Source organism: Moheibacter sp., from assembly GCF_049672845.1.
Classification (GTDB): Bacteria; Bacteroidota; Bacteroidia; order Flavobacteriales; family Weeksellaceae; genus Moheibacter.
Genome location: NZ_JBATWT010000011.1, coordinates 133370 through 151802, shown reverse-complemented (window position 1 = coordinate 151802; position 18433 = coordinate 133370). Strand labels below are relative to the sequence as shown.

Genomic DNA, 18433 nt, shown 5'->3' with positions numbered 1-18433 from the left:
TTCTAAACAAAAAACCTGTCAAGTTTCAGAAACCTGACAGGTTGAATTTATACTAAGAATAATCGAAAGATTAATCCATATAACTCTCAATCGGTGGACAGGTACAAACCAAATTTCTGTCTCCAAAAGCATCATCTACTCTCGCTACCGGCGTAAAGAATTTGCGCTCTCTCACCCAATCCAACGGATAAGCCGCTTTCTGACGCGAATAAGGGAATTCCCATTCGTCAGCCGTTACAATATCCAGCGGATGCGGTGCGTTTTTCAATACGTTATTGTCCTGCGTAAAATCTCCATTGGCTACCTCATCGATTTCAGCTTTGATCTGAATCAGAGCATCTACAAAACGGTCTAATTCCGCTTTGGACTCCGATTCCGTTGGCTCAATCATCAAAGTTCCAGCAACCGGGAAAGAAACCGTTGGCGCGTGGAAACCATAATCCATCAGACGTTTCGCAATATCGGAAACTTCAATTCCCAGTTTTTTGAACGGGCGGAAATCCAGAATAAATTCGTGTGCCACCACATCGTTTGCATTGGTGTAAAGCACATCATAATGTTTTTCCAAGCGGGATTTCATATAATTCGCATTCAAAATGGCATGTTTGGTCGAATTGGTCAATCCTTTTTCACCCAACATTCGGATGTACGAATAAGAAATCGTCAAAATCAAAGATGAACCATAAGGCGCAGCCGAAAATACCGTATCGGATTTCTCACCCCCGGTTTCAATCAATGGATGCGAACCTAAATAAGGCGCCAAATGTTTGGCCACACAAATCGGTCCAACACCCGGTCCACCACCACCATGCGGAATGGCAAAGGTTTTATGCAAATTCAAGTGACAAACATCTGCCCCGATCATTCCCGGCGCCGTTAAGCCCACTTGTGCATTCATATTGGCTCCGTCCATATAAATCTGTCCGCCCGCATCATGAACCAGCTTTGTTACTTCCATAATGTTGGAATCAAAAGCCCCATAAGTCGATGGATACGTAATCATCAAAGCCGATAAATTCTCGCGGTGTTTCTCGATTTTCAGTTTCAAATCTTCAATATCGGTTTCACCGTTTGGCAAATTTTTCACAATTACCACTTTCATTCCAGCCATAGCAGCCGAAGCAGGATTCGTTCCATGCGCAGATTCGGGAATGATCACAACGTTTCGGTGACCTTCTCCTTGATCTTTCTGATACGAGCGAATCACCATCAATCCGGCGTATTCACCCTGAGCACCGGAATTCTGCTGAACAGAAGTCGCAGCAAATCCCGTGATGACGGAAAGGTGATCTTCCAGGTTTTTAATCAATTCCTGATAACCTGCTGCATATTTTTTTGGAACGAATGGATGAACCGCTCCAAATCCACTCCAACTCAATGGAAGCATTTCGGTAGCAGCGTTTAATTTCATCGTACAAGAGCCTAAAGCAATCATTGAATGATTTAGTGCTAAATCTTTCTTTTCCAAACGTTTGATGTAACGCATCAATTCGGTTTCGGTATGATATAAATTGAATACTTCATGCGAAAGGAAATCAGAAGTTCTGACCAATTCAGCAGGAATTCTTCCTTCTTTAAATTCTTTTTTCTCAATGGATTTTCCTTTGATTTCAGCGAAAATCTGAATTAGTTTATCCAATTCTTCTTCCGAAACCACTTCGTCCATTGCAATACTAATTTTTCCTTCTTCAAAGAAATTCAGTAAAATATTATTTTCTTCAAATTTCTCTTTTGTAATTCCTTCGGCTTCGATTTGAATCGTATCAAAAAAATTCGAGTGAACAATTTTATATCCCAATTCATTCAAAGCATCGTGCAAGCGAACCGCTTTCTGATGAATGTTTTGTGCGATATGGGTCAATCCGCCTTTTCCGTGGTAAACGGCATACATTCCGGCCATCACAGCCAAAAGTACCTGTGCCGTACAAATATTGGAAGTCGCACGCTCACGTTTGATGTGTTGTTCGCGCGTCTGCAAAGCCATTCGCAAGGCAAACTTTCCGTTTCTGTCCTGAGAAACTCCAATAATCCTTCCCGGAATCTGACGTTTGTAATCTTCCGTACAACTCATATAAGCTGCGTGAGGCCCGCCATAACCCATCGGAATTCCAAATCTTTGGGAAGTACCGATTGCGATGTCCGCTCCCATTTCGCCAGGAGATTTCAAAAGAACCAAAGCCATCAAATCGGCAGCGATTGCAACCTGCATCCCTTTTTCTTTTAGTTCAGCAATCAAAGAAGTGTAATCCACAACTTTCCCCGATTTGCCCGGATATTGGAACAATGCACCGTAGAAAGTTTCATCAAAATCAAATTCTGCCGGATTTCCAGTCACGATTTCAATTCCCAATCCGCTTGCTTTGGTTTGACAAACTGCTAAACTTTGTGGCAAAATGTCTTCGGACATGAAGAATTTATTCGCATCATTTTGATTTCGGGGTCGGGATTCAAACATCATATGCATCGCTTCGGCGCAAGCCGTGGATTCATCCAGTAAAGAAGCATTGGCAATCGGCAATCCGGTCAAATCCGAAATTACGGTTTGGAAATTCAGCAAAGCTTCCAGTCGGCCTTGTGCAATTTCAGCCTGATAAGGCGTATATGCGGTGTACCAACCCGGATTTTCCAAAATATTTCTTTGAATAGGCGAAGGTAAAATGGTGCGATAATAACCGTATCCAATGAAACTTCGCGCTTTGGTATTATAGTCAGCCAATTCTTGCAAGTGTTGCAAAATTTCATATTCCGACATAGCTACAGGCAAATTCAGTTTGTCTTTGAAACGAATTTCAGCCGGCATGGTCTCGTTTATCAAATCATCAATGGAATCCTTTCCAATAACAGAAAGCATTTCAGCCGCATCTGCTGACAAAGTCCCGATGTGGCGAAGAGAAAAATCTTGTGTATTCATATTTATTTGCGGTGAATTAAAACCTCAAATTTACGATTTTAAACCTTACGAAAACCTAATCTTTATCAACTGATGATGGATTCTGTATATTTGTTCCAATGAAATTATTCATTGAGAAATATTTACTCAAAACCAACATCTGGGTGGCACTTTGTTTCACCGGATTGTTTATATTCTTCCAGCTGGGATTGTATGAGAAAATTCTTTCGGTTTGGGGAATTGTCTTCTTCGGAACCCTTGCGATTTATAATTTTTCCCGCATCAAAACTTTAAACGAATTCTTTCAATTCCATTCCGAAAAACGAATGCAGATTATCCTGACCTACGTCGGGCTTATCGTAACTTTGATTTTTGTGCTTTTGCGTGGGTTTGAACTCAAAACTTTTCTCTACCTCGGCGTTTTGGGATTTATCAGTTTTTGTTATTCACTTCCCTTTTCAGGATTGGGTTTACGCGCAATTCCTTTTCTGAAATTATTTCTGATTGCGTTTGTCTGGGCAGGAAGTTCCATCGGTTTATTGCTCGTTGTACATCAAGCTGTTTTTCAGCATTCTTTATTATTTCTTTCGGTTTTTTTATTTGTCATCGGCATTACAATTCCTTTTGATATCCGCGATTCGGCATCTGACGAAAAAGAACTGAAAACAATTCCACAAGTAATCGGCATCAAAAACTCAAAAATCCTCGCCCTTTTAAGTCTGATTTTAAGCGGATTTCTTTTCTATTTGGAATTTAGAGAATTCAATTTACTTGTAATTTCTTGGTTTATTTCTTTGCTCATTTCCTTCGTACTCATATCACTTTCCTCCATAAAGAAAAGCGATTTTTATTATTCTTTTTGGCTCGAAGGAACCTCTCTTCTGCCCTTGCTTATCTATTTGGCACTGAATTTGTTTTAACATTTCACTAACAAATTTTTAGTAAATTTGATTGCATCCAAATCTTTCTTTTATGAAGAAATTTATCTTATTTCCCGTTCTCGTATTACTGATTTTTTCAGCTTGTAAGTCCAAAAAAAATGCACAGTTAATGGAAATCAATCCCGAATTTGCTGCTTATGTTTCGGCTTATACTTCTGGGCTGATTTCTACCGAAAGCAATATCAAAGTCATTTTGCAATCCGATATTCCGTTGGAAATCAACGAAGACAAATCCTTGAAAAACGATATTCTCAAATTTTCACCTTCCATCAAAGGAAAAACTTATTTAATCGATAATTCCACTTTGGAATTCCATCCCGATGAAAAACTCGATCAAGGAGAAATTTACACCGGAAAACTTGATTTAAAACCGATTTATTCCAAAATCCCCGACGAACTTCAAACTTTTGAGTTTCAGTTTCAGGCAAAAAAACAGGATTTTACCGTCAATCTCGAAGGAATTCAGGACACACAAGACGGACAGGGAAATTATAAATTCACAGGAAATCTTTATACCGCCGATTTTGCCAATTCTTCACAAGTAAATGAAATGCTCACAGCGAGTTTTGGCGGAAAAGAACTTCCGGTTTCCTGGGAACATTCCGACAATCAGAAAAACCATCGTTTTACCATCAACGGACTGGATGCAGCCGATAAAACCAAAGAATTAATTCTGAAATGGGACGGTAAACCGCTGGAAATCAATAAAAAAATCAATCAGAAATTTAATATTCCGGCCAAAGGCGATTTTAAAATTACGCAGATCAAATCCGTTTCACATCCCGAACAATATATTTCAGTCAATTTTTCCGAAGCGCTTCAATCCGATGCTTTTCTGGACGGTTTGGTGGAACTTAAAAAGACTTCCAAAAGCGAAACCACCAATGATTATTATTACGACAGCACACCCGATAATTACATCAAATCCACCATTATCAACGGAAATGAACTGAAAATTTATACGTCCAAAAAAATTGGTGGCGAATATGAACTCAATATTTTCCCGGGAATTGCCAGTGCTTACGGCAATAAAATCGATGAACCACTGAAAGAAAATGTCAATTTCATCAATTTATATCCGCAGGTAAAATTTGTAGGAAACGGAAATATCATTCCTTCTTCTGACGGAAAAATCAATCTTCCCTTTCAGGCAGTCGGACTGAAAGCCGTTCGTGTCGAAATCACAAAAATTTACGAAAACAATATCCATCAGTTTTTTCAATACAATCAATACGACCAAGTCAATAACCTGAAACCGGTCGGAAAAAAGGTTTTGAACAAAGTCATCCCGATTTCAAACGCCGATAATTTCAACATCAGCGAAATGAATGTTTACCAGCTCGAACTTTCCAAATTCATTGAACCCGAGCCCGGTGCTATTTACAATGTAGAATTTTCATTTGAACAAAGATTTGCAGCCTATCCTTGTTCGGACAACGAAAATACAGATGAAATGCTCGCAACCGTTGAGCCAAAAACTGACGATTACGAAACCGACTCGGAAATGTACAGTTATGATTATTACGACTACGATTATTATTATCCTGACGGATACAATTGGCAGGATCGCGACAATCCTTGTACGGTTTCTTATTATACTTCCGAAAAGAAAGTCAGCAAAAACATTCTGGCGAGCAATCTTGGAATTAACTTCAAAACCGGAAAAGACCGAAACGGATATGCAACGGTTACCGATATCATTTCGGCCAAACCGATGGAAAATGTAAACATCAAAGCTTATGATTTTCAAAATCAACTGGTAGGCGAAGGTTCTACTGACGGCGAAGGTTTTGCCCAATTCAAATTAAACCGAAAACCTTTTCTCATCATTGCCGAAAAAAATCGACAAAAAGGATATGTGAGAGTGGACAATGGTTCTTCGCTTTCGCTTTCCAATTTTGATGTGGAAGGCGAGTCTTCCGCCACCGGATTGGGCGGATTTATTTATGGCGAACGCGGCGTCTGGCGTCCCGGCGATAAAATCCATCTGACCTTTGTGATGGACAAATCCATTACACAGATTTCAGACGATCAGCCTGCCATTTTGGAATTCAAAGGCCCGGACGGACAACTGATGCAGCGAAAAGTCAACAGCAATCCACTCAACGGATTTTATACTTTTGAACTGGAAACGCCGCCCGATGCCAAAACCGGAAACTGGTCGGCCAATGTAAAAATCGGCGGAATGAATTTCTACAAATCGGTAAAAATTGAAACCATCAAGCCCAACCGACTGAAAATCAACACCATTTTCCCGGAAGAAATTCTTACCAAATCCTCTACCGGACAAGGCTTTAAAATTCAGGCGAATTGGCTCAGCGGAGCCTCGGCTCAAAACCTCAAAGCCAATGTTACCGCCAATATTTTTTCGGAAAACACCAAATTCAGCTCCTTTCCCAATTATCATTTCAGTGATCCTTCCCGAAGTTTCCCGATGCAGGAGATGGTGGTTTTTGACGGAACATTAAATGCCAATGGCGAAGCCAATATTTCGACCAATATCAACCTCGACATCACACCTCCCGGAATGTTGAAAATGGGACTTTTCACCAAGGTTTTTGAAACCGGCGGAGATTTCAGTACTTCTTATGTCACCAAGGATTATTCGCCCTACTCCACTTACGTCGGACTTCAAATCCCGACCGATAATGATTATTATCAAATGTTGGAAACCGGAAAAGAACACACCATTAACGTTGCAACAGTAGATTACAAAGGAAATCCAATTTCAAAAGGCGGAGTCAAAGTTTTCATTTACCGTTTGAAAAATTCTTGGTGGTATAATTCAGACCGGAATGATCTGGCTTATTATGTCAACCGTCAGTATGAATTTCTGAAAGAAGAAAAAATCATCACGACTACAAACGGAAAAGGCAGTTTCAAAATCAATATTCCCAATGACGAATATGGAAATTATTTCATTCGCGTACTGGATCCCGACAGCGGTCACGCCGCCGGACAAACCATCTGGATTGACTGGCCTAACTGGCGAAGCCGTGGAGATGGAAATTCGGAAAGTGCTGCAATTTTGAATTTCAAAGCCGATAAAACTTCTTACAAAGTTGGTGAAACAGCTCAGATTACCATTCCTTCTTCTGTCGAAGGCCGTGCGCTCGTGAGTTATGAAAACGGCGTGAAAGTGATGGAAAGAAAATGGATCAATACCGATAAAGACCAAACGAAATTCAGCATCAAAATCACGGAAGAAATGGCTCCGAATTTCTATGTACACATCAGTTTGCTCCAACCGCATAATGCGACCGAAAACGATATGCCCATCCGAATGTACGGCGTCATTCCGATTACGGTTGAAAACCCTGAAAGGCGTCTGTCGCCAGTCATTCAGGCACCGGAGTCCATTCGTCCAAATGCTGATTATTCGGTTTCCATTTCAGAAAAATCCGGAAAGCCGATGACTTATACGCTCGCTGTTGTCGATGAAGGATTGCTCGATATAACCAATTTCAAAACGCCGGATATTTACAGTTATTTCAATCAAAAACAAACACTCGGTGTTACTACTTGGGATATTTTCAATTACGTTTTGGGTGCTTATGGTGGAAGAATTGAGAGCGTTTTTACAATTGGTGGGGATTTGGCTTTGTCCAATACGAACAAGGAAAAAATCAACCGATTTAAACCAATCGTGACCTTTCTCGGCCCTTTTACTTTGAACAAAGGCGAGAATAAATCCCATAAAATCAAAATGGAAAATTACATCGGTTCGGTCAAAGTGATGGTCGTAGCAGGAAATGGTTCAAGTTTCGGGAGTTCGGAGAAAAATATTTTCGTGAAACAACCTTTGATGACACTGACAACTTTACCGCGTGTGCTCACACCGGGCGATGAAATTACTTTGCCGGTAAATGTTTTCGCAATGGAAAACAACATCAAAAATGTAAATGTTTCGGTTAAATCCAATGATTTAATCCGAATTGAAGGCGGAAATAATCAACAGTTAAACTTTACAAAAACCGGTGATCAGATTGCCAACTTCAAACTAAAAGTTCCGGAAAAATTAGGGAAAGCTACTTTGAGCATTTCGGCGGTTTCAGGAAAGGAAAGAACATCGGAAGAAATCGAAATTGAAGTCCGAAGTCCTAATCCGCCGATGACTTTTACTATCAACGAAGAAATCAGCGGAAATCAAAGCTGGGCAAGTGATTATGAACCCTTTGGAATGGCCGGGACTTCTGATACCAAACTTGTTTTATCGACCATTCCAAATTTAAATCTGGACGAAAGGTTACGTTTTCTTATTCAGTATCCGCACGGATGTTTAGAACAGATTACTTCGGCCGTTTTTCCTCAGCTTTACCTCGATCGTCTGACGAATTTGAGCGAAGCACAGAAAAAAGAAGTTCAGTACAATATTGAAGAAGCTTTAAAAAGATTTAAATCCTATCAGACGCCGAGTGGTGGTTTGGCTTATTGGCCGGGCAGCGGCGAACCCAACCGATGGGGAAGTTCCTATGTTTTCCATTTTATTTTGAAAGCGGAAGATATGGGATACAGCATTCCGGCCGGACTCAAAGAGGGTTTGATCCGCTACCAGCGCAAAACAGCGAAAGAATGGAATGGATATAACGAAGATTATTATTACAACGATCTGGATCAGGCGTATCGTTTATATACCCTTACGCTCTCCGGAAATTCAGAACTCGGACTGATGAACCGTTTGCGGGAAAAGAAAACCAATGTTTCTACTTTATGGCGACTTTCCGCGGCTTATCAGCTTGCCGGACAAACCAATATTGCCAAAAAACTTGTCAGTAATCTGGCAACAAGTGTAAAAGAATATAAATTTAACCAATATACGTATGGCTCTTCACTTCGTGATCATTCGATGATTTTGGAAACTTTGACCTTAATTGGCGAACGAAACAAAGCTCAAAATTTAATGCGCCAAATTGCTTCCAATTTGAATTCAGGTTCCTGGTACAGCACCCAGACAACCGCTTATTCTTTGATGGCGATTTCGGAATTCATCGGAAACAACAATTCAAATAAAAACATCAATGCAACGGTTATCATTAACGGGAAATCGATTCAGATCAATAATTCGAAAGCTTTTGTGAATGTTGATTTACCAGAAAGTGCGGGGAAATTCGTCGTAAAAAACAATCAGTCTTCTGTTTTATTTGTGGATTTGGTGCGCAGTGGTGTTTCGATGCAGGAAAACATTCCGGCGACCAATAGTAATTTGAATATGAAAATCACTTATCTGAATATGGACAATCAACCGATTGATCCGACGAAACTCACTCAGGGAACCGATTTCAAATGTGTGGTAACCATCAGCAATCCAGGTATGATGGGTAATTACCAAGAACTGGCTCTGCATCAGATGTTCCCATCGGGTTGGGAAATTATCAATACCCGAATCAATAATCAGGCAACTTCGGTTCAGAACATCGGACTGAATTATCAGGATTTCCGTGATGACCGGGTTTATTCGTATCTCGATTTAGGGGCAGCGCAGGAAAAATCGGTTACGATTTTACTGAATGCCACATACAGAGGAAATTATTATCTACCCGCAACTTATACAGAAGCTATGTATGACCATTCCATTTATGCAGTGGTTCCGGGTCAAAGGGTTCAGGTAAATTAATGGCATAAAAAAACCGGTGAAATCACCGGTTTTTTTTATTAACATGATAGATATTATTTTGCGGTAGCTGTTGCTCTTGTTTTTGCACCTTCAGCTTTTTTGGCTTCTACTGCTCTTAGTTCTGTTTTTTTCTGAGCTTCTTTTTTCTCTTCTTCAATTTTTACAGCTTCAGCTTTTGCACGCTCTTCTTTAGACTGAACTTCCGATGCAGATTTTGCATCAACTGCGTGGGCACTTACAGAGGTTTTTTCCTGAGCAAATAATGCAGGAGCTGCTGCGATAGCTACAAGTAAGATTAATTTTTTCATAATTTTTTAATTTTTAAGGATTTATAATTACTCAAAAATAACAAAAATTTATATTCTTACATCAAAATTTCTCAAAAAAAGAACTAGATAAAAAAACAGCAAGCCTATAAGCCGGATTCTGTATCCGCCCGCGGCGAATCTTTGTCATTTATCTTGCCTCGCTGTTACCAACGAGGTCTATCTGCCTACCCCTCGGTATCGGACGAGCCGCCCTATCCGACGAATCGGAGACCGATATACATGGCATTGCACCGCATAGAGTTTACCTGATTTCACTACAGCCGAACTGTACTTGCTTTCTGTTGCACTTGTCCTTTCTCGGCTATGCCGAGACGGCGGGCGTTACCCGCTATGCTGCTCTGTGGTGTCCGGACTTTCCTTCCCGGCTTAGCCGAGACGACAAAGCGGCTTGCTTTTGCAAATTTACGGCATTTAATTTTTAGGAATCAGTGAAAATTCATGAATATTATTTGACTCACTCATAATTCAAGTAAGAATATGTCAATCTGTCACGGTATTCTGACAAATCGGAATAATTCGTCCGTTGGCATAAAACTTGACTTTAAGAGGAAAATCATTTTAAATAAAATTATAAAAACATACTGAAGATGAGTAAAATAATCGGAATCGACTTAGGTACAACAAACTCTTGCGTTGCAGTAATGGAGGGTAGCGACCCTACCGTTATTCCAAATGCAGAAGGAAAAAGAACGACCCCTTCTATCGTTGCTTTTGTGGAAGGCGGTGAAAGAAAAGTTGGGGATGCAGCCAAAAGACAGGCAGTTACCAATCCACATAAAACCATATCTTCTATCAAAAGATTTATGGGAACTAAATTTTCTGAAGACGTAAAAGAAATCGATAATGTTCCTTATAAAATTGTAAAAGGTGACAATGATACGCCACGCGTTGAAATCGACGAAAGAACTTATACGCCACAAGAGCTTTCGGCGATGATTCTTCAAAAAATGAAGAAAACAGCAGAAGACTATCTTGGACAGGAAGTAAGCCGTGCTGTGATTACAGTTCCCGCTTATTTCAATGACGCACAGCGTCAGGCGACGAAAGAAGCCGGAGAAATTGCCGGACTGAAAGTAGAAAGAATCATCAACGAGCCTACTGCCGCAGCTTTGGCCTATGGTATGGACAAAGGAACGGGCGACAAAAAAATCGCGGTTTATGACTTAGGAGGAGGAACTTTTGATATTTCTATCCTTGAATTAGGCGATGGAGTTTTCGAAGTTTTATCAACCAATGGTGATACCCACTTGGGAGGTGACGACTTTGACAACGTAATCATCAACTGGATGGCAAGCGAATTCCAAAGCGAAGAAGGTGTGGATTTGAAACAAGATGCAATGGCATTGCAACGTTTGAAAGAAGCGGCTGAAAAAGCAAAGATTGAATTATCTGCTTCTTCTCAGACCGAAATCAACCTTCCATATATCACGGCGACAGCTTCAGGTCCTAAACACTTGGTAAAGACACTTACCCGTGCGAAATTTGAACAATTGAGTGATGATTTGGTGCGTCGTTCGATGGAACCTTGTAAAAAAGCTTTGAGCGATGCAGGTTTGTCTGCTTCTGATATTGACGAAGTAATTCTGGTAGGTGGATCGACACGTATCCCGAAAATCCAGGAAGAAGTTGAAAAATTCTTCGGAAAAGTTCCTTCAAAAGGCGTAAACCCTGACGAAGTTGTAGCAATCGGTGCTGCCATTCAAGGTGGTGTTTTGACCGGAGATGTGAAAGATGTACTGTTACTTGACGTAACGCCACTTTCATTGGGAATCGAAACTTTGGGAGGTGTTTTCACCAAACTGATTGAAGCCAATACAACCATCCCGACTAAAAAGTCTGAAACTTTCTCTACAGCAGCAGACAATCAGCCTGCGGTAACATTGAGAATCGGACAGGGAGAACGTTCGATGTTTAATGACAACAAGGAAATCGGACGTTTTGATTTGGTGGACATTCCGCCGGCACCAAGAGGTGTTCCACAGATTGAAGTTACCTTTGACATCGATGCGAACGGAATTCTGAATGTTTCAGCCAAAGACAAAGGAACCGGAAAAGAACAATCGATCAAAATCGAAGCTTCATCCGGACTGAGCGATGCGGACATCGAAAGAATGAAAAAAGAAGCGCAGGAAAATGCGGCCAAAGATGCGGAAGCCAAAGAAAGAATTGAAAAAATTAATGCAGCTGATGCGCTAATTTTCCAAACAGAAAAACAATTGAAAGACTACGGAGATAAAATCCCGGCTGACAAAAAAGAACCAATTGAATCTGCTTTGGTTAACTTAAAAGCAGCGCATGCAACTCAGGAAATTGCACAAATTGACCCGGCAGTAGAAAAATTGAATGAGGTTTGGGCAGCTGCTTCTCAGGAAATCTATGCAGCTATGAATGAGCAACAAGCTCAATCGGGAGACGCAGCTTCACAAGATACTGCAAACTCCGGCTCAGATACCGGAAGTGATCAAGTGGAAGATGTAGACTTCGAAGAAGTGAAATAATTTAAAGTTTCATATACCAAAAGCCCCGGCAGAAATGCCAGGGCTTTTTTTTATCTGTTGATCAGGTGTTTCTTTTTCTCTACACTCAACCTGATTCTTTTCAGTTCCTCATCAAAAAAAGCTCTCTGATTTTTCCTGATGAATTTTTTATTGATCCGGACTTCTTTCTCCTTGGTTCTGAATGCCCATTCGTCGTCGTATGACAACGTCAGGTAAACATCTTCAATTTGTACCGATCGGCGGAAAAGAAGATTCTCCAATAAAATAATTTCGTCAGAAGTGATTTTCGCATATCCCTTCACATATCGGTAAATGATTTCGAGGATGGCTTCCATCCAAAATAATATGGTCACGACCCAAAAAATTTCTCCAAGCAACAAAGCGAAGAATAAAAATAAAACCGTTGGTGCAAGCCGAATCAGGAAAATCGTAAAAAGCTTTTTGTTGGAATAATTAAATATCATTGGAAAGAATTCTGCGCTAAAAAATAAAATCCTGATAATTACTTCTTATCAGGATTTCTTAAAGTTGTACCCCAGGCGGGACTTGAACCCGCACGGACATAATGTCCACAGGATTTTAAGTCCTGCGTGTCTACCAATTCCACCACCAGGGCCTGGTACTTTAATTTATTTCAAAAAAATAGAGCGAGAAACGGGATTCGAACCCGCGACCCCGACCTTGGCAAGGTCGTGCTCTACCAGCTGAGCTATTCTCGCAATTGGGACGCAAATATAAACAATCCCATCTGTTTTTTACAAATATTTTTTACTTTTTTGACTTAGTATTTTCTACCGGCAAGGGCATCAACATGTTAATGGATTCCGTAAGTTGTTTTTTCAGCATTTTTCGGTGCACAATCATATCGATAAATCCTTTTTCAAGCAAAAATTCTGAAGTCTGGAAACCTTCCGGTAAATCACGGCCAATCGTTTCCTTGATTACACGCGGACCAGCAAAACCAATCAATGCACCCGGCTCTGCCAGCACCAAATCTCCAACCGAACCAAAGGAAGCAGTAATTCCGCCGTAAGTTGGATTGGTCAAAAGTGTGATATAGGGAATTTTCGCATCTGATAGTTGGGTAAGTTTAGCCTCCACTTTTGCAAGCTGCATAAGCGAAATAGCCGCTTCCATCATACGCGCCCCACCCGATTGTGTAATCAGAATGTAAGGAAGATTATTTTTCAGTGCATAATCAATCGCTCTAACGATTTTCTCTCCCATAGCTGAACCAAGCGATCCTCCAATGAATTTGAAATCCATGGCACTGATTACCACATCACGTCCGTTCATTTTACCGGTCGCATTACGGAGAGCATCTGTCAGTCCGGTTTTCTTTTTCACATCTTTCAGACGGTCTTTATATTTCTGTGTATCGGTCCAGTTCAGCGGGTCTTTGCTCTCCACTTTGGCGTCAAGTTCTTTGAACTTGGCGTCGTCAAACAAGATTTCGAAATATTCCTGACTCCCTATCTGCACATGAAAATCATCATCAGGACTTACATACATATTGGCCTTCAGCTCTTCTGTATCAACGATTTTTCCGCTCGGAGATTTGTACCACAAACCTTTTGGAACATCTTTTTTATGCTCTGTCGTAATGTTTTTCTTTGTTCTTCTAAACCAAGCCATCTTCTTTTTCTCGTTTTGCTGATCGTATATATTATCTAAATTATCCAATTCTTCCTACATTATTTAGGTCTTCAAAGGCCTGAATCAATCTATCTTTAAAACTTACTTCACCTTCTCTGACCCAAACACGCGGATCATAGAATTTCTTATTTGGTTTGTCATCTCCTTCCGGATTTCCTATCTGAGATTGTAAATAGTCTTTTTTCGCATCAAAATACTTACGAACTCCTTCCATAAACGCAAACTGTAAATCGGTATCGATGTTCATTTTAATCACACCATAACCGATGGCCTCGCGAATTTCTTCAAGCGAAGAACCTGAACCTCCATGGAAAACAAAATCCACCGGATTTTTTGCTGTTCCGAATTTCTCCTCGATGAATTTTTGTGAATTATCAAGAATTTTTGGTGTTAAAACCACATTTCCAGGCTTGTAAACACCATGTACATTTCCAAATGCTGCTGCAATCCAGAAATTATCGCTTACCGATTTCAATTGTTCGTACACATATGCCACTTCGTCAGGCTGTGTATATAAAAGTGAATTATCTACGCTTGTATTGTCCACTCCGTCTTCTTCACCACCGGTAATTCCAAGTTCCACTTCCAGTGTCATTCCGATTTTGGACATTCTTTCCAGATACCTTTTGGAAATTTCCATGTTTTCTTCCAATGTCTCTTCCGACAAATCCAACATATGTGAACTGAAAAGGCTTTTACCTGTTTTGTGATAGAAATCCTCATTGGCATCCATCACTCCGTCAATCCATGGCAATAGATTTTTAGCACAATGGTCAGTGTGTAAAATTACGGTTGCACCATAAGCTTCTGCCAAAGTATGAATGTGCAAAGCACCTGCTATAGAACCTCTCACGGCTGCAAGTTGATTATCGCCTTTCAGTCCTTTTCCGGCATTGAAAGCCGCTCCACCATTTGAAAACTGAATAATCACCGGAGAATTTACCTGAACGGCAGCCTCCATCGCCGCATTCACCGAACTCGACCCGATTACATTACATGCGGGCAGTGCGTATTGATTTTCCTTTGCGTCCTGAATGATTTCTTTTACTAATGAACCGGTTGCAACTCCGGCCGGGAATTTTCTACTCATAGCTAAAATTTTAAGGTGCTTAAACTTCGTACAAATATAGAGAACTTCTCATTAAAAAGGGTAATTTATTCCAAAAGCAAGACGCGGTTTCAGTATATTGAAATTATCAAACTGCCATCTGTCACCCAACGGATAACTCGGATCGTGGATTTTATAGGCAAAATCCAAACGAAGCATCAGATAAGTCAGGTCTATTCTCAATCCAAATCCCGAACCTATTCCCAGTTCTTTGTAAAAATCATTGAATCTGAACAGCGTTAGCTCATTTTTCTTATCGGTTCCCCAAATGTTTCCGGCATCTACAAACAATGCTCCATGGAAAATATCCATCATTTTGAAACGATATTCCACATTGAAAAGTAATTTCAACCGCTCAATCGCAAAGACATCATCACCTCCCGCATACCGCGGAAAATCGGCAGGACCCAAAGTGGCAGCAGCCCAGCCCCGTACATCATTTGCCCCTCCTGCTGTATAACTTCGTACAAAAGGAACAAAATCCGTATTCCCGTACGGTTGCACAATTCCTGCAAATGCACGGGTGGCAAGCGTGGAAGTCGGACTCAAATTGAAATATTTACGTACATCTACTTCTAACTTCACAAATTGCGAATAAGGCACATTGAAAACCAATCCCATTTCCTTGCCCTGATCCGTTTCGGTCTTATAAAATCCGAAAGCATCATCCAGCAGTCCCAGAATATTTCCCGCTACTTCTACCCTTCCTCTAAAAAACCATGGATTTTTCACGTTTCTTCGTTCACTTTGATTGAGCGTATACTGATAAATCATAGAAGCCACCAAAACATCCTGCGTAATGGTCTGTCTTCTGAAATTCATATTTTCAAAAATCGATAAATCCTCCAGCCCTTGGCCTTCCAATGTATTCAGGAAAGCTTGGTCATTGTAAATCATATTGATAACATCTTCATCTGACAAAGTTCCCTGGTAGTGCTGAATCGCTGCCCCGGGATTGTACATGAAATAATGATTATTGAAGAAATTGTTTTTGATATTATTGTCGCCTTCAAATACATTGAAATAATTTTCTTTCTGAATATTATAGACAAATTCTGTGTTCAATACACTCAGCATATGCGAATGCGTATCGCGGAAAGAAATATTATAATCCAAACCTGTTGAATAAGTCACCCTGCCGATTCCAATGTTCCGTTGAACTGAAGCTCCCATCCGGAAATCGGTTTGTTTGTAAAAACGTTTGGGAAAAAGACGATCTGTATTCAGTGGAAATAATAAATAAGGAAAACCGAGTTTGGTCTGAAAGGTCATTTCAAATGCATTGAAAAAACTCTTGTCATCAGTAAACTTCTTGTTTACATTTCCCAGAGTTCCGCGAAGCGTTGTTTCCAGATTCTCACCACCTCTGAACAAGTTTCTCGCCACCAGCGACACACGCGGCGAAACCCCGAAATTCATGAATTCAGACCATGAAAGTTCGGCTCCGTAAAAAACATCGTACTTCTTTTTGGGACGAAACCACATATTCACATTCAAAACACTGTCATTCTGAATCAACATTGCGGTATCAATTTCATTTTGGAAAGAAGTCAGGTTGATTCCTTCCCTTTTGGAAATATTTCTTTTGGTTTGATTTTCCGAAATCTGTCGGTAAAGTGCGGAATCTCTCAACACAATTGCATCTGTGAAAAATTTCGGACGGTATTTCATTTTCGGATCTACATAATGCAAATGATATCCGTCAAAAATCGTATCAAAATAAACCGGCGGCATTTGTCCATCCGGAACCGGATTAGAATCAGGATAAATATGAATCGTTCCATAACGGTATTTAGCAAAAGTTTCTTTGGCTTTGATGGAATCATTCCTCTCAGACGGAATCAGCAAAGTCACATCGATTTGCTTATCGGTAAAAGTCGTGTCGGCCGTAAATTCTATGGCTTGTCCGTCATCGTTAAAACGATAATAGCCTCGGTTTTTTAAATATTCAACAATGCGATCCCGTTCGGCAATAAAATTATCCATATCGTACCGTTCGCCCGCTTTAATTTCAGAACCTCTTCCCAGTAAGGTTTCATAATGCCTGAGCACTGCACTATCTTTTATAGAATAATTATAAGTTTCGATTATCGATTCCTCACCCGGATTGATATGATAAATTACCTGCCCTTTTTTTGCAGCGCTGTCCAGATCATGTTCGGACTTTACGGCAGCATCAAAATAACCACGATCAAAATAATAATTCTCAAGATTTTCTTCAGAAAATGAAGACATCGCCGTGTCAATCAAAACCGGCGATTCTCCCTGATTAAACCTGAATCTTTTCCACCAGAGTGAATTTCCCGTGTATTCTTCCAAGCCATTTTTCGATAGTAAACTATCAAGTGATTCCTGGGTTCTCCTTTTTCTGGTCAAGTCATAATATTCCGCAAAAGCAGTATCAAATTTAGCAGGCACCGAATTATACATCAGCAGTTTAAAAGGAAAAAAGCCGAAAACAGCCCCCCCATTGGGACGTTGTTTTACATAATCAGGAAGATTGGATTTAAAAGGTTTTTCTTTTTCATCAAATTTGAATTCATTTTTGGTAAGTAAGTGCTCCCCTTCGGGAACTTTTTTTGTGACATTACAGCTATAGGCAATTAATACCAGAATAACGAATAATACTATCTTTGCATTTAGATATTTCATTTCAGATGCTTACCAATAATGAAACCAAGCTAATCAATTCCTTGGTCAAAAAAAAATTTAGGCAAAAATACAATAAGTTTATTGTTGAAGGTGTTAAAATCATCGGCGAACTCCGCAATGGTCCCGTGAAAATTCATAAAATTTTCTCGACCGACCCTTCAGTTTTTCCTGATGAAAATCTGATCGAATTAATTTCAGAAAACGAACTCAAAAAAATAAGTCAGCTCGTACAACCCAATACCGTACTGGCTTTGTGCGAAATCCCCGATGAAAAACCCATCCAAACAGAAGGACTCATTCTGGTACTTGATGATGTGCGTGACCCGGGAAATCTTGGCACCATCATCCGCATGGCAGATTGGTTTGGAATTGAACAAATTCTTTGTTCAAATGAAACAGTTGACCTCTACAATCCCAAAGTGATTCAGGCAACCATGGGTTCTTTTTTGCGTGTTCAAATTAATTATACCGACTTGAACGAATTCTTCAAAAATTATAAAAATCCGGTTTTGGGAACTTTTATGAAAGGCGAAAACATTTATGAAACCCAGATTCCAAAAAATGCAGCCATCGTTCTGGGAAATGAAGCCAATGGAATTTCTGAGGAATTGAATTCCTTTATGACCGACAAAATCAGCATTCCAAGATTCGGAAAAAGTCAAATGACTGAAAGCCTGAATGTCGCAATGGCAACGGCAATTATTTTGAGTCAAAGCGCCTCGCAAAACTTCAAAAAATAATTCTT

At 40.2% G+C, this 18433-nt stretch carries 10 protein-coding genes, 2 tRNA genes and 1 other RNA gene; 4 read left to right on the top strand and 9 right to left on the bottom strand.

Translation table 11 applies throughout. The annotated features are described in order from the left end of the window. Window positions 1–70: 70 nt before the first annotated feature. Entirely contained in the window at window positions 71–2911 is a 2841-nt protein-coding gene (gene gcvP / locus WBF63_RS04745) for an aminomethyl-transferring glycine dehydrogenase (protein WP_424368552.1), read from the bottom strand. A gap of 98 nt (window positions 2912–3009) precedes the next feature. On the opposite strand from gcvP, the gene WBF63_RS04740 reads away from it, so the two are divergent. Together WBF63_RS04740 and WBF63_RS04735 are read left to right on the top strand one after the other, a co-directional pair. Continuing rightward, window positions 3010–3810: a hypothetical protein gene (locus tag WBF63_RS04740; RefSeq protein ID WP_424368551.1), complete on the top strand. Its 801-nt coding sequence runs from the start codon at window positions 3010–3012 to the stop codon at window positions 3808–3810. 52 nt (window positions 3811–3862) lie between these two features. After that, entirely contained in the window at window positions 3863–9445 is a 5583-nt protein-coding gene (locus WBF63_RS04735) for an alpha-2-macroglobulin family protein (protein WP_424368550.1), read from the top strand. A gap of 53 nt (window positions 9446–9498) precedes the next feature. On the opposite strand, the gene WBF63_RS04730 is transcribed toward WBF63_RS04735, so the two are convergent. Further along, complete coding sequence (locus WBF63_RS04730) at window positions 9499–9753, bottom strand: hypothetical protein (protein ID WP_424368549.1); 255 nt, start codon at window positions 9751–9753, stop codon at window positions 9499–9501. 91 nt (window positions 9754–9844) lie between these two features. Next, window positions 9845–10169: RNase P RNA component class A (gene rnpB / locus WBF63_RS04725), an RNA gene on the bottom strand. Between the two features lie 192 nt (window positions 10170–10361). Between rnpB and dnaK the strand changes: the two genes are divergently transcribed. Next, window positions 10362–12272 (top strand): molecular chaperone DnaK, encoded by a 1911-nt coding sequence (dnaK, locus tag WBF63_RS04720; protein ID WP_424368548.1) that lies wholly within the window; start codon window positions 10362–10364, stop codon window positions 12270–12272. Window positions 12273–12322: 50 nt separating this feature from the next. Here the strand turns inward: dnaK and WBF63_RS04715 are convergent, their stop codons facing one another. From WBF63_RS04715 to WBF63_RS04690, 6 genes are all read right to left on the bottom strand, one after another. After that, entirely contained in the window at window positions 12323–12736 is a 414-nt protein-coding gene (locus WBF63_RS04715) for a hypothetical protein (RefSeq protein WP_424368547.1), read from the bottom strand. Window positions 12737–12803: 67 nt separating this feature from the next. Then, window positions 12804–12888: transfer RNA gene (locus WBF63_RS04710), tRNA-Leu, on the bottom strand. A 30-nt stretch (window positions 12889–12918) separates the two neighbouring features. Beyond that, window positions 12919–12991, bottom strand: a tRNA-Gly gene (locus WBF63_RS04705). 49 nt (window positions 12992–13040) lie between these two features. Further along, window positions 13041–13907 (bottom strand): acetyl-CoA carboxylase, carboxyltransferase subunit beta, encoded by an 867-nt coding sequence (gene accD / locus WBF63_RS04700; RefSeq protein ID WP_424368755.1) that lies wholly within the window; start codon window positions 13905–13907, stop codon window positions 13041–13043. 40 nt (window positions 13908–13947) lie between these two features. Then, complete coding sequence (gene fbaA, locus WBF63_RS04695; RefSeq protein ID WP_424368546.1) at window positions 13948–15018, bottom strand: class II fructose-bisphosphate aldolase; 1071 nt, start codon at window positions 15016–15018, stop codon at window positions 13948–13950. Window positions 15019–15069: 51 nt separating this feature from the next. Next, window positions 15070–17688, bottom strand: a complete 2619-nt coding sequence (locus WBF63_RS04690) for a BamA/TamA family outer membrane protein (RefSeq protein WP_424368545.1) — start codon at window positions 17686–17688, stop codon at window positions 15070–15072. Between WBF63_RS04690 and WBF63_RS04685 the strand changes: the two genes are divergently transcribed. After that, window positions 17670–18428, top strand: a complete 759-nt coding sequence (locus WBF63_RS04685) for an RNA methyltransferase (RefSeq protein WP_424368544.1) — start codon at window positions 17670–17672, stop codon at window positions 18426–18428. The two genes, WBF63_RS04690 and WBF63_RS04685, sit on opposite strands and share 19 nt — an antisense overlap. The last annotated feature ends 5 nt before the right edge of the window (window positions 18429–18433 follow it).

What these genes read in the sequence shown, in the direction of transcription:
- gcvP (WP_424368552.1), bottom strand. Translation starts at nt 2,911, where the DNA reads ATGAATACACAAGATTTTTCTCTTCGCCACATCGGGACTTTGTCAGCA.
- WBF63_RS04740 (WP_424368551.1), top strand. Translation starts at nt 3,010, where the DNA reads ATGAAATTATTCATTGAGAAATATTTACTCAAAACCAACATCTGGGTG.
- WBF63_RS04735 (WP_424368550.1), top strand. Translation starts at nt 3,863, where the DNA reads ATGAAGAAATTTATCTTATTTCCCGTTCTCGTATTACTGATTTTTTCA.
- WBF63_RS04730 (WP_424368549.1), bottom strand. Translation starts at nt 9,753, where the DNA reads ATGAAAAAATTAATCTTACTTGTAGCTATCGCAGCAGCTCCTGCATTA.
- dnaK (WP_424368548.1), top strand. Translation starts at nt 10,362, where the DNA reads ATGAGTAAAATAATCGGAATCGACTTAGGTACAACAAACTCTTGCGTT.
- WBF63_RS04715 (WP_424368547.1), bottom strand. Translation starts at nt 12,736, where the DNA reads ATGATATTTAATTATTCCAACAAAAAGCTTTTTACGATTTTCCTGATT.
- accD (WP_424368755.1), bottom strand. Translation starts at nt 13,907, where the DNA reads ATGGCTTGGTTTAGAAGAACAAAGAAAAACATTACGACAGAGCATAAA.
- fbaA (WP_424368546.1), bottom strand. Translation starts at nt 15,018, where the DNA reads ATGAGTAGAAAATTCCCGGCCGGAGTTGCAACCGGTTCATTAGTAAAA.
- WBF63_RS04690 (WP_424368545.1), bottom strand. Translation starts at nt 17,688, where the DNA reads ATGAAATATCTAAATGCAAAGATAGTATTATTCGTTATTCTGGTATTA.